The sequence below is a fragment of the Streptomyces sp. NPDC055243 genome (assembly GCF_044544025.1).
In the GTDB taxonomy this organism is placed as follows: domain Bacteria; phylum Actinomycetota; class Actinomycetes; order Streptomycetales; family Streptomycetaceae; genus Streptomyces.
Map to the genome: position 1 here is coordinate 50,175 of NZ_JBITWR010000005.1, position 12,174 is coordinate 62,348.

Genomic DNA, 12,174 nt, shown 5'->3' on the forward strand with positions numbered 1-12,174 from the left:
TCGCAAGGGCCGACCGGAGCCGCTCCTCGCCGTTCGGCCAGCCTGCGCGGCGCCTCCCCGGACGCCGCCTGGCCCAGTCACGCCGAGGGCAGGTTGCGCCGGTACCGGCCAGGGGTCTGGCCGACCAGGGCGGTGAAGCTGCTGATGAACGTGCTGGGGTTGGACCAGCCGCACGCGTGTGCGGTCTCCAGCACCCCCGCGCCCTCAGTGAGCATCACCAGCGCCCGGTGGACCCGCAGCTGAGTCCGCCAGCGAGTGAATCCGGTGCTCATCTCCTCGCGGAACAGCCGGCTGAGGGTCCGCTCGCCGACTCCGATGGCCCGCCCCAGATCGGCGAGTGTGGCCGTGCTCGCCGGATCCTTCTCCATGATCCGGGCCAGCTCGAGCAGCCGCGGGTCCTGCGGCTCGGGCAGGTGCAGCGGTTCCTCGGGGGCCGGCCCCAGTTCGTCCACGACGACGTGCCGCAGCCGGTCCCTGGCCTCGCGCGAACGTGCGACGGGGTGCGGGCAGGTGAGCGACAGCAGCGCCTCGCGGGCCAGCGGCGTGGTCGACAGAACGGCTGGGCGGTCCGGGAGTTGGACCGCGAGCGATGCGGTGACGAACACGATCCGCATGTCGGTGCGGCCGTGCGCACGGTGGTAGTGGTCGAAGTGCGCCGGGATCCAGGCGGTGCGGTTCGCCGGGATGATCCAGGTCTGCCCGGACGCGGATGCGGACAGCACCCCGCGCGCCGGATAGATCAGATGGCCCTGGCTGTGGCGGTGGACCGGGGTGCGCTCACGGTGTTCCAGGTCGTGGGTCTGCTCACCGGCCGCGTGGCGGAAGATCGGCATAATTGAGCAGAATAACGGTCGACCGCTGGTGCTGGTCGCCGCTGAACTGGCCCTATGCACGAACAGTCCGCGAATCCCGAACCCGAAACCGCGCCCGGCACCCTCACCCGGCCCGCCACCACCACCGCCGCCCCGCCCCCGCCACCACGGACCGTCTCCTTCGCACCGGACGCCGCACCGAATGCCGCCCCGCGCCACCGCTCCACCCCGAGCCGTCGCGGCGGTCCGATCCTCCTGGCGGCGGGCCTGCTGCTGGCCGCGCTCAACCTGCGCATCGCCATCGCGAGCGTCGGCCCGGTCCTGGACGACATCGAGCACGGCCAGCCGCTGTCCTCCACGGCAGCCGGAGTGTTCACCACCATCCCGGTCCTGTGCTTCGGCGGCTTCGCCTTCGTCACCCCCGCACTGGTCCGCCGTTGGGGCATGCACCGGCTGCTGGGCGTGACGATGCTGCTGCTCGCGGCCGGCGTGCTGGTCCGCCTGCAGCCGTCCACAGCCGCACTGTTCTCCGGGACCGTGGTCGCGGGCGCCTCGATCGCCGTCGCCAACGTGCTGATGCCCGGGCTGATCAAGCACGACTTCGCACACCGTTCGGGCCTGATGATGGGCCTGTACACGACCTTCCTGTTCATCGGCGCGGCGGCGGCCTCCGGACTGACCGTCCCGCTGGAGAACGCCCTGGGCACCGGCTGGCGGCACACCCTCGCGCTGTGGGCGCTGCCGGCGATCGCCGCGTTCCTGCTCTGGCTGCCGCAGACCGGCAGCCGCCGGGCCGCCCAAGCAACCGACCACCAGCTCGCCCCCGACGGTTCCGCGCCCGAGGGTCCCGCAGCGCCCGGCGCCCGTGCGGCGGGACGCGGGCCCGGCCTGCGAGCGCTGGCCCACGACCGGACCGCCTGGGCCGTGACCGTCTTCATGGGCACCCAGAGCCTTGGCTACTACGCCCTGCTGTCCTGGATCCCCTCACTGCTCCAGGACTCGGGCATGTCCGCCGGCCAGGCCGGCTGGATGCTGTCCTTCTCCACCTTTCCCGGTGTCGTCGCCTCCCTGCTCACGCCCGCGCTCGCGCGGCGCCCGGCCGGCCGCTTCCCGGCCGTGATCGCCACGGTCGTGCTGTGCGGGGCGGCCTACGTGGGACTGGCCACCACCCCGGTCTCCCTCGCCTACCTGTGGATGGTGCTGCTGGGCCTGGGGCAGGGGGCCGCGATCAGCCTGGCGCTGAGCCTCATCGTCTGGTGCGCACCGGATGCCGCGCATGCCTCGGCGCTGTCCACGCTGGCGCAGGGCACCGGCTATCTGGTCGCCGCGCTGGGCCCGTTCGGCCTCGGCGCGATCCACAGCCTCACCGGCGGCTGGACGGCGCCCATGGTCGTCCTGGGAGCCGTGCTGGCGGTCCAGCTCGTCGCCGGCCTGCTGGCCTCCCGCGAGCACACGGTGCTCGCCGCCTGATGCGACACCGCACGCTTCACCCGGCGGTCCGGGAAGTCACCGCGCTTCCCGGACCGCCACGGCGCGTGCGGGACCCGGCAGCCGGTCAGGAGGTGGGGGGCACCTGCAGCGCGAGGGTGAGGCCCCTCTCGGCGTCGTCGTTCAACGCGTCGCGGAAGGCCCTGTCGTAGGCGTTGGCCCCGGCCGCTTCACGGGCCTGTTGCTCCCATTGCTCGCGGATCTCGGAGAGTTCGGGCGTGCCGTGATTGGGGTGGCCGAGCATGCGCCAGTAGGTGTGCCCGGTGCCGGAGGTGCGTGCCGCCCGGATTCCGTTGCCCTGCGCCGCGTTCGCGCCGGTGAGGAGATCGAGCGCCAGGGCGATGCCCAGGTTGTCGTTGAGGTTGTGCTTGCTGGTGAGCATGGCCCGGGCGTGGTTCTCGGCAGCCTGCGGGCGGCCCCGGTGCAGGTCGATGAAGGCGAGTTGGTGAAAGGCGTACGACCGGGCCCAGTGCTCGCCGTACTGACGGCTGAGCCGCAGCAGGGCGGCGGCCCCTTCGTAGGCCTCGTCCAGCCGGCCCAGCGCGGAGTGGGCGAAGATCCTGATCACCATGCAGCACAGCTGCGGCGCGCCCGCCGGGGGCGAACTGCCGTGGGTGATCAGGGCGTGGTCGCTCACGTCGTACGCCGCCTGGGGGCGGCCGGCCATGAGATGGGTGAGGCCAAGGGTGTGAGCGGCGAAGAGCGCGGATTCGGGGGTGTGGTCCTTCTCCGCGGCCAGGGCGCACTCCTCCCCGATGCGCAGGGCGCTCTGGTGGTCGCCCTGCAGGGTGAGCGTGATGCCCAGGGCCCACAGCGCGCGGGTGCGCGAAGGCCCCTCGGGGGTGTCGAGAGCGAGCGCGCGTTCGAGGTAGTCGCGGGACTCGTGGAGGTGCCCGCAGCAGGGCCAGAACAGGCCCGTTCGTCCGGCCATCTCCAGGGCGGCGTACGGGTCTTCGGCGATGAGGTGATCGAGTGCGGCGCGTACGTCGGCGTGGCTGACGGAGACGCGGGCGTACCAGGCGACCTGCCGGTCACTGAGCCAGCCCGCCTCGGCCTGCGCGATCACGGTGGCGAAGTGCACGGCGTGCATCTGGGTGAGGATGCGTTTCTCACCGAGCTCTTCGAGCCACATCGCTCCGTACTCGCGCAGGGTGTCGAGCATCCGGTAGCGGGTGCCGTCCCGTTGGAGGACGGACTGCTCGGCGAGCCGGTCCAGGATCAACGGGACGTCGTCGGCGCTCAGGGGCCCGCCCGCGCACACGGACTGGGCGTCCGCCTCCTCCACGGGGCCGTGGAAGACGGAGAGCCTGGCCCACGCCAGGCGTTCGAGCGGGGCGCACAGTTCGTGGCTCCAGCCGATCGCGGTGCGAAGGGCTCGGTGGCGCGTGGGCCACACCGTCTCGTCGACCAGGGTGTCGAGCCGCGAACTCAGCCGCTCGGCGATCTCCACGAGGCTGTTCTCGTTCAGACGTGCGCAGGCGAGCTCGACGGCAAGGGGGATTCCCTCCAGGCGGCGACAGATACCGGAGACGACCTCTGAGGCGCCGGGGGCGTCGAGCGACACCGTGGGGGCGGCCGTGGCGCATCGCTCACGAAAGAGGCGCACCGCTTCCCCGTCGTCGTCCGTGGACAGCGGCGCGACCTCGATGCAGTGTTCGCCGCGAGTGGCGAGAGGCTGCCTGCTGGTGGCCAGGACGGTCAACTGCGGAGCGGAGGCCAGGAGTTCGCCCACCAGGTGCAGACAGGGCACCAGGACCCGCTCGCAGCAGTCGAGAACAAGCAGGACCTCCCGGCCGGTCAGCCACTCGCACAACCCCTCGATGGGCGCACGCGGGTTGTGGTCCAGGAGGCCGACGGCATCGCAGACCGTGGCGGTGAGCAACCGGTCGTCGTACAGGGTGGACAGATCCGCCCACCACACCCCGTCGGCGTACGCGTTCCGTGATCGCTCGGCGACGCGCAGCGCCAGACGGCTCTTGCCGACACCGCCGCCACCCGTGAGGGTGACCAAGCGGTGTTCGGTCAACGCCGTTGAGATGACGTCCAGTTCATTGTCGCGGCCGACGAAGGTGGTCGTCATTGCGGGAAGGTTGCCTACCACAGACCCCATCTTGCAGTGCTTCGGCGCGCGACTACCTCTCCTTGCGAGAAACAGTCACAAAGGATGGCGTTTTCGCTTGACCCGGTGACCCGGCCGAGAAGTGTTGTCACGTTGACGGAGGCGCGTCAGTGGTAGTCGCCGTGCCGGCCCAGCGTCTTCACGGGAGTCGCGCCGGGGCGGGTCCACTGCGGCACGGGGCGGCTGGTCGGGCCCCAGGTGGCGACGCCGTCGGCGTCCGAGCGCCAGTACCAGCAGGCCTGGCCGCCCTCGGACGGGTCCCCGGCGCGGACGTCGCCGATCACCGGCCAGCCCTTGGGGTTGTCCTCCCACGCCTCGCCGCGACCGTAGGGCGTCATGTCCAGCAGGCGCATGGACCCGTTGACCGGCTCGGTCCCGCGGCCCGTCGTGGAGTAGGTGAGGAACACGCGGTCGCCGTCGCGCAGGAAGCAGGTGAGGTACCCCATGCTGCCGCCGACCGGCTCGTCCACGTCGCGCACCGAGTACCAGGGCTGGGTGTAGCCCATGAACTCGACGAAGGAGGCCACCTCGTCCCACGGGCCCGTGGTCACGACGGCGAACGAGACGCCGCGGGCGTTGAGGTAGAGGGCGTCCTTCAGGTGCCAGACCGTGGTGGTGCAGCCCTCGCACTGCCCCTGGTGCGGCGCGCCGTCGTACCACATGTGCTTGTAGATCACGAGCTCGTCGCGGCCCTGGAACAGGTCAAGGAATGGGACCGGGCCGTCGGGGCCGACGATTTCGACCGTCCCGTCGAACTCCACCATCGGCAGTCGGCGGCGAGCCGCTGCGATCGCGTCGCCCTCACGGGTGTGGGCCTTCTCGCGGACCAGGAGCTCGTCACGGGCGGCCTGCCAGGTGGCCAGATCGACGACGGGCGGGCGGCCGGGGTGCGTGCTGGTCGGGTCACTGGGCGTGGTCGTCACGGCGTCCTCCAAGGTGTCGCGTGCCGGGCAGTGTCGTACGCAGTTTCCGGGCGGTCACCAGAACAGACTCGTGACGGGGCCGGAACTCATCGCGGCAGAGTGAAGTCGCTGGGCTGTCCTGCGGCTCGGATGATCAATCGTGCGGAGGGTGAGCAGTGGAGAACGGGCTTCGATGGATAGCAAGCGCGTACGAATTGGGCTACACGTTCACGCTGTGCCAGGGCATCACGCCGCTGGAACTCCTGGTGAGGATCGGTGCGCAGCCGCAGCGGATCCACGAGCTGACCGATCTGGCGGTCTCGGAGCTGCTGATGTGGCCGGAGGACGGCCATCTGAGCGATCTGGAATTCCTCGACTGGGAGGACGAGGCTCTGGTGGCGCGGCTGACGGAGGCCGGATTCCTGTCGCAGCCGGACGCCATCGTCCGCGCCGGGGCCATCCCGGGCTGGACCTACGCCATCGAGAGCTTCTCGTCCCGCACGAGATACCACCTGGAAGCACTGTCGCGCGGTACGCGCGTGTACACGGTCTTCTGCAGCGGCGCGGGCATGCAGCGGGTGGGCTACGCCCGCGACGGCCGGGAGGTGGCCGACTACGAACCGTCGGGGCCGAGCCCGGGAGACGCCGCGCAGGACGAGCAGGTGCCCGGCTTCACCTACAACGGTGAGGAGATGCCCGACGTGGCTTTCCTCGGATTCCTCGAGCGTGAGCTGGGGGCGTCCATCGCCTGGGAGGACACCCAGGCGCCACTGCCCACCGCCGCCTTCGCCTGACCCTTGCGTTCACGGCCGGTTGAGGCGGGGGAGGTGGGGGAGGCGATCGGTGGGTGGTTGCCGGTCCCGGTGCCGTGCAGCAGGATGCGGGGATGCGCTTCTCGGTCAACATCCCGAACTTCGGTGACTTCGCCGATCCCAGGACCGTGGCGAAGGTGGCCGCGGCGGCGGAAGAGGCAGGGTGGGACGGGCTGTTCGTCTGGGATCACGTCCTGCACCGCCGGCATCAGGGCAGGCCCTTCGGCGATCCCTGGATGCTGTTGACGGCCGCCGCGCTGGCCACCTCCCGGATCAGGCTGGGCACGCTGGTCACCCCGGTCGCCCGGCGCCGCCCCCAACAGCTCGCCCGCCAGGTGGCGACGCTGGACGTCCTCAGCGGCGGCCGGGTCACCTTCGGCACGGGGCTGGGCGGTCCCGTCGAGGACGAGTACGCGAGTTTCGGTGACACCACGGACCCGAAGGTGCTGGCCGAGCGGCTTGACGAGGGCCTGGAGCTGCTGGAGCGCTACTGGTCGGGCCAACCGGTCAGCCACGACGGACGGCACTACCAGGCACGGGACGTGACGCTGCTGCCGGCCACGGAGCAACGTCCTCGGCCACCGGTTTGGGTCGCCGGCTTCTGGCCGAACCGCCCACCGATGCGCCGGGCCGCCCGCTGGGACGGCGCGGTCCCGCTGTTCACCGACGCCAAACACGGCCACGTGCCGCCCATCGACCAGGTCCGCGACCTGGTGACCTACGTACGCAAGCAGCGCGAGGACCGCTCCGACACGCCCTTCGACATCGTCCTCGGCGGTGCCACGCCGGGCGACGACGCAGCCAAGACCCGTGACCTGATCGGCCCGTTGGCCGAGGCGGGGGCCACCTGGTGGGACGAGCGACAGATCCAGACGAACGAAGGACTTGACCGACTCCCCCCGGTACTGCGCCGCATCGAGCAGGGTCCGCCGGAAGGCCCTTAGCAACGGATTAGCCGTGCGACGTGCTCATAGCGGGGAATCTCGGCGGCAGCGGCAGCGGCAGCGGCAGCGGCAGCGGCATTGGCGGAGAAGCCCTCGTCCGGCAGGGCGCGGACACGTTCGCTGGTGGTGACGAGACGGAAGATGACGGCGCGGGCGACGTACTGGACGAAGTCGGGGCCGTTCGCGGAAGCGGCCTCGTGGAGCAGTTCGGGGCCGGCCCCGTGCCAGATCAGGGCGTCGCCCACGACGACTGCCTCGCCGAAGGCCGGCGGGCGCCAGTAGGGGGAGAAGTCGATGACGGCCGGCGCCAGCCCCGGGGCGAACAAGACGTTGCCCGTCAGGTCGCCGTGGATGAGCTGGGGTTGGTCCTGCGGCTCCGGGCCGAGCAAGGCGGTCAACTCGGCGTAGGGCCCGCGCAAAGCGGGGAGCAGGGTGACCTCCTTCTCCTGCCAGGCGACCTGGTCGCCGGTCGCCCACCAGTCGCAGCGCCGGTCGAGGAAGCCGGGGCGGGGCACGGCGGCCAGTGCGCGGTGAAAGGCGCGCCCTGCTGCGACGATCTCCCACCAGCGGGGTGCGGCAGCGTGCTCGGGTTCGGTGCCGGGGACGAATCGGGAGGCGGTCCAGCCGTCGTGGCTCCAGGTGCCATGGAGGGCCCGTAGGGGGCGAGCGACGCGGAAACCGTCTTCCGCAACGGAGTCCATGATGTCGGCCAGCCACTCGGTGAACTCCAGGTCGGGGCCGCTCGGCTTGAGTACGACGTCTCCCACGCGGACGCTGCGGCCTTCGCCGCCCGGCAGACGCAGGGGGCTGCCGGAGAGTTGGAAGGCGTCGAGTACGTCTGCTCCGGGGACGGTCATGACCGCTCTTTGCTGTCGGGGCTCAGGCCTGCGTCACGGTAGCGACCCCGATGTCCGGGCGGCCAACGATTTGCGTGGGGCCTGCCTGCCCGGAGCCTGACGCCTGCCTGCCCAGAGGCAGTCGCTGCCTTCCGCAAGAGCGTCGGGGCCCCTCGACCGGCAGGCCGTCAGGCGGCTGCTCTCAGCGTGGCGACTCCCGGTCCGTCGAGCTCGTCCAGCACTTCCCGTCGCCCGGAGATGGCCAGCAGCAGCGAAAGGGCGGTGCCGCGCACCTGTGGGCCGTCTCCGATCGACAGGTCGGCGTCCCCCGGGGCCAGTTGGACCCCGGCCACCCGCTCCTTGGCTCCGCCGAACGACGCCGACGTACGCACCTGCAGGCGCAGCGACCTGATGACCGCTTCGGGCGAGTAGGAGTGGGGGAGCCCCAAGGGCCGACGGATGTCCTCGCCGTGTACGACCTCCTCGACGAGCCGGGTGTCGAGGGGTGCCGGAGGGCCCGTCCTGCGCCCGGCCACCTGGCGCAGCCGCTCCAGCGTCTCCTGCGGTGAGGCACCGCGCCGGCGCTCCACGCCGCGCGCGTTCTGCCGGTCGAAGTCGAAACGCGCCCGGACCATGCCACTCACGAAGCCGAGACGCGTCGTGCGAGCGGTGTCGACCAGATGGGCGACCACGTCGTGCACGGTCCATCCGTCACACAGCGACGGCTGCTCCCACTGCTTGTCATCGAGGTGGGTGAGGTCCTCGACCAGCGCCGCACGCTCGGCGTGCACCAGCGACCAGACATCATCGTTCACGGCTGTTCCTTTGCTCGACGCCAGTACCTGTCAGGGGAGACTCGCGGCAGGGCGGGAACTCATCGCACTCCTGCCCCAGCGACACGTTCAGGTGCTGCGGGCCGGGTGCAGGAGGTGGTCGATGAGGGGCGCGATGCCCTCGGCGGGGCGTACGAAATCGACCTTGCCCGTCTCGATCGCGGACTTCGGCATCCCGCGGAACGCAGCCGTCGCGGGGTCCTCCACGATGACGACGCCCCCGCGCGACTTGACCGCTTCCACGCCCCGGGCGCCGTCGCCGTCGGCCCCCGTGAGCACGCAAGCGATGACCAGTGGCCCGTAGGCCTTCGAGGCCGATTCGAAAAGCGGGTCGGCGACCGGGCGCGCGTAGTTGACCGGGTCCTCCTGGGACAGGGCCAGCCTGCCGTCCGTCTCCACGCACAGATGGTGGTCGGGCGGTGCGATGTGGACGCTGCCCGCTCTCGGGTACTCCCCGCCCTCGGCCAGGCTGACGCGCAAGCCGGTGGCGCGAGACAGGATCGCGACGATATGCGTCGAGCGTGAGCGGCGCAGGTGCTGGGCCACCAGCACGGACGCCGGGAGCCCCGCGTCCAGGCCGCCCAACAGCGTTTGCAGGCCCTGGACACCCCCGGCGGAAGCGGCCACCATCACGATCGCGCAGCGGTCGGGGGACTCGTGTGGGTGCCTGCTGTTCACGTGTGGACCCTAGCCCGGCCGTCGCCCCTTCGTGGGCCATCGGGATCGAGGAGGCCCTGGGTGTCGGCGCGGCCGCTGTCGAACACGGCCCGCAGGGCTGAGTGGGCCTGGGCGCGCAGCCAGGCGTGGGCGCGATCGTTGTCGTGGCGCTGGTGCCAGACCAGGTGCAAGGGGATCGGCGGCAACGGGAAGGGCAGGGGCAGTGTCCGCAGGCCGATGCCGCGCAGGGCGGAGTCGGTGACCGCTCGGGGGACGGTGACGATCAGGTCGGTGTCGAGGACGAGGGGCAGGGCTGTCGCCGCGCTCGGGGCGGCGGCGACGACCTGGCGTTCGAGTCCGAGGGCGGCGAGGGCGTCGTCGACGGGGTCGCGCAGGCGTCCGCGCCGGGAGACGGTGACGTGTCCGGCCGCGGCGTAGCGCTCGGGGGTGAGGGGCCCGTCGGTCAGGGGATGCCCGGGACGGACCGCCGCGACCAGGCGGTCCTCGCCGATGAGTTGGTGGCGGACGTCGGGCGCCGAGGGCTCGGCGGTACTTGATTCGAGGTCGACCTCGCCGCGCCGCAGTTCCGGGCCGTCGGAGTTCGATTCGGCCACCAGGCGCAGCCGTACGCCGGGCGCCTGACGGTGGACCGCGGCGAGCAGTGCGGGGCCGCACGCGGCGACAAGCGCGTCGTGCCAGCGGATGGTGAAGGTCCGGCTCAGGGTGGCCAGGTCCAGTTCCCGCTCCCGGCTGAGGAGTTGGTGGGCCTGGTGGACGAGGTCGTGGACCTGCGCGCGCAGCTCCAGGGCGTGCGGGGTGGGAACCATCGTGCGGCCGGTGCGGACCAGGATCTCGTCGCCGGTCGCCTGGCGGATCCGGCCCAGGGTCCGGCTCATCGCCGGGGACGTGACGTGCAGACGGGCGGCGGCGCCGGCCACGCTGCCCTCTTCCAGGAGCGCGTCCAGCGCGGTGAGCAGATTCAAATCCAGTTGCATGAGGGTAATGCTAGGGGTTACAAGCATGCACTTGCTGTTAATCCGCGGGGTGCCTACCGTCGAGACACGAACGGCGACGCGCATCACGCCGCCCCTTCAGAACGGAGGGCGGAGCACGTCACTCCGCCCTCCCTTTCGCTGCAACTTCCCTGTCCAGCACGCCCCGTGGGAGCCCCGCATGTCCGCTGAGACCCGCCTGTCCACTGTCGCCCCCGGTGCCGGCACCGACCTCGACGACGCCTTGCTCCAGCAGGTCACCGCCGCCGTCCGCGCGGCAGGAGACCTGCTGCGCGAGCGCTACACCGAGCAGGCCCGCGGTACGAGTACCGAGGAGATCGTCTCGGAGATCCACGCCAACGACGACGCGGTGCTCGGCGTCCTGAAGGCGCCGCTGCTGGCCGCTCGGCCGGGAGCGAACTGGGCCGAGGACGAACTCGCCGGCGGTGCGCTGCCGGCGGGGGAGTGGTGGATCGTCGACCCGGCCGAGGGCAACATCAACCACGTCCACGGCATGCCGGACTGGGCCGTGACCGCCACCCTCGTACGCGACAACGAGCCGGTCCTCACGGTCGTTCACCTCCCGCTGACCGGCGACGACTACACCGCGGTGGCCGGACGCGGCGCCCATCTCAACGGCGCTGCGCTGCGCGTATCGGCCAAGACCGACCTGGGCGCGGCCCTGACCGGCACGGGCCAGGCACGGCCAGGGGAGGACGAGCTCACGTTCCGCCGGATCGGCGCGGCCGTCACCCAGATGCTGATGAACGGCCTCGTCGTGCGCGTCTCCGTGCCCGCCACCCTGCAGCTGATCCACGTCGCGGCCGGCCGGATGGATGCCTTCTGGCAGTTCTCCGACGTGCGCTCGGGGCTGGTGGCCGGCGCCCTGCTGGTCGCCGAGGCCGGAGGCACCGTCACCGACACCGACGGCAACCCGTGGAGCCTGACCAGCCCCGACTTCCTGGCCGCCGCCCCAGGCGTCCACGACGCGGCCGTCACGATCCTCTCCCCGCTCGCCTGACCATCCGTCACACCACAAGGAGCACCAAGATGACCAGCATCGGGATTCTCGGCACCGGCCGCGTCGGCAGCGGCCTCGCCCGCGCACTCGCCGCCGCCGGCCACGAGGTCACCCTCGGCCACCGGCAGCCACCCGAGCAGGCAGAGGTCCGCGAGCCCGGCGGCGCAGCCGGGGCGATCCGCATCGCCGACCAGCGCGCCACGGCCGCCACCACCGACGTCGTGATCAACGCGACGCCCGGCGACAGCGCGCTGACGCGACTGTCCGCCCTGGGCGCCGAACTGACCGGCAAGATCCTCATCGACGTCTCCAACGCCACCCGGCACAGTCCCGACGGGCTCCCCGCGGACCTCTGCTACCCCGGCAGCAGCCTCGCCGAGCAGCTCCAGCAGGCGCTGCCCGCCACCCGGGTCGTCAAGACGCTCAACACCATGCTCTTCCCTGTCATGACCGCCCCCGCCGCCCTGTCCACCCCGCCCACCGCCTACCTGTCCGGCAACGACGCACACGCCAAGACCGTCGCCGCCGCTCTCCTCGGCGACCTGGGCTGGCAACCCGCATGGATCGAAGACCTCGGCGACATCACCACCGCCCGCGCCACCGAAGCACTGGTCCTGCTCGTCCCCCATGTGCTGCGCCGCAGCGGATTCCAGCCGTTCGCGGTCTCCCTCGCACGCTGATCTCCCGCGCTCTCACTGCTGCCCGGTGACGGACCTGCGCAAGCAGGACGGTGCTCGCCGGAGCACGTAGTCCGACGG

12 protein-coding genes are annotated in these 12,174 nt (G+C 71.6%); 5 read left to right on the forward strand and 7 right to left on the reverse strand.

The window, feature by feature from the left end:
- Positions 1-77: 77 nt before the first annotated feature.
- Positions 78-833 carry a helix-turn-helix transcriptional regulator gene (locus ACIGXX_RS16125; RefSeq protein WP_351166448.1) on the reverse strand — a complete coding sequence of 252 codons (756 nt, stop codon included), beginning with the start codon at positions 831-833 and terminating at the stop codon, positions 78-80.
- Between the two features lie 54 nt (positions 834-887).
- Here ACIGXX_RS16125 and ACIGXX_RS16130 point away from each other — a divergent pair, with 54 nt between their 5' ends.
- A complete protein-coding gene (locus ACIGXX_RS16130) occupies positions 888-2,282 on the forward strand; it encodes a CynX/NimT family MFS transporter (RefSeq protein ID WP_399976107.1) in 1,395 nt (464 codons plus the stop codon).
- Positions 2,283-2,367: 85 nt separating this feature from the next.
- Here ACIGXX_RS16130 and ACIGXX_RS16135 read toward each other — a convergent pair whose 3' ends face one another.
- Together ACIGXX_RS16135 and ACIGXX_RS16140 are read right to left on the reverse strand one after the other, a co-directional pair.
- Positions 2,368-4,380, reverse strand: a complete 2,013-nt coding sequence (locus ACIGXX_RS16135; RefSeq protein ID WP_351166452.1) for an NB-ARC domain-containing protein — start codon at positions 4,378-4,380, stop codon at positions 2,368-2,370.
- A 146-nt stretch (positions 4,381-4,526) separates the two neighbouring features.
- On the reverse strand, positions 4,527-5,342 hold the full coding sequence (locus ACIGXX_RS16140; protein WP_351166454.1) for a DUF899 domain-containing protein: 816 nt from the start codon (positions 5,340-5,342) through the stop codon (positions 4,527-4,529).
- 155 nt (positions 5,343-5,497) lie between these two features.
- Here ACIGXX_RS16140 and ACIGXX_RS16145 point away from each other — a divergent pair, with 155 nt between their 5' ends.
- Positions 5,498-6,115: a DUF6461 domain-containing protein gene (locus ACIGXX_RS16145; protein ID WP_399976111.1), complete on the forward strand. Its 618-nt coding sequence runs from the start codon at positions 5,498-5,500 to the stop codon at positions 6,113-6,115.
- Between the two features lie 92 nt (positions 6,116-6,207).
- Complete coding sequence (locus tag ACIGXX_RS16150; protein ID WP_366465047.1) at positions 6,208-7,077, forward strand: LLM class flavin-dependent oxidoreductase; 870 nt, start codon at positions 6,208-6,210, stop codon at positions 7,075-7,077.
- On the opposite strand, the gene ACIGXX_RS16155 is transcribed toward ACIGXX_RS16150, so the two are convergent.
- From ACIGXX_RS16155 to ACIGXX_RS16170, 4 genes are all read right to left on the reverse strand, one after another.
- Positions 7,074-7,934 (reverse strand): aminoglycoside phosphotransferase, encoded by an 861-nt coding sequence (locus ACIGXX_RS16155; RefSeq protein ID WP_399976115.1) that lies wholly within the window; start codon positions 7,932-7,934, stop codon positions 7,074-7,076. The two genes, ACIGXX_RS16150 and ACIGXX_RS16155, sit on opposite strands and share 4 nt — an antisense overlap.
- A gap of 167 nt (positions 7,935-8,101) precedes the next feature.
- Positions 8,102-8,728 carry a maleylpyruvate isomerase family mycothiol-dependent enzyme gene (locus ACIGXX_RS16160; protein WP_399976118.1) on the reverse strand — a complete coding sequence of 209 codons (627 nt, stop codon included), beginning with the start codon at positions 8,726-8,728 and terminating at the stop codon, positions 8,102-8,104.
- Between the two features lie 87 nt (positions 8,729-8,815).
- Entirely contained in the window at positions 8,816-9,424 is a 609-nt protein-coding gene (locus ACIGXX_RS16165) for a chemotaxis protein CheB (RefSeq protein WP_399976121.1), read from the reverse strand.
- The gene (locus ACIGXX_RS16170; RefSeq protein ID WP_399976124.1) at positions 9,421-10,398 is read right to left on the reverse strand and encodes a LysR family transcriptional regulator; all 978 of its coding nucleotides are present in this window, start codon (positions 10,396-10,398) and stop codon (positions 9,421-9,423) included. The genes ACIGXX_RS16165 and ACIGXX_RS16170 overlap by 4 nt, the downstream gene beginning before the upstream one ends.
- Before the next feature lie 178 nt (positions 10,399-10,576).
- Here ACIGXX_RS16170 and ACIGXX_RS16175 point away from each other — a divergent pair, with 178 nt between their 5' ends.
- Together ACIGXX_RS16175 and ACIGXX_RS16180 are read left to right on the forward strand one after the other, a co-directional pair.
- Positions 10,577-11,416 carry an inositol monophosphatase family protein gene (locus ACIGXX_RS16175; protein WP_351166468.1) on the forward strand — a complete coding sequence of 280 codons (840 nt, stop codon included), beginning with the start codon at positions 10,577-10,579 and terminating at the stop codon, positions 11,414-11,416.
- Between the two features lie 29 nt (positions 11,417-11,445).
- Positions 11,446-12,096, forward strand: a complete 651-nt coding sequence (locus ACIGXX_RS16180; protein WP_351166470.1) for an NAD(P)-binding domain-containing protein — start codon at positions 11,446-11,448, stop codon at positions 12,094-12,096.
- Positions 12,097-12,174: the final 78 nt, after the last annotated feature.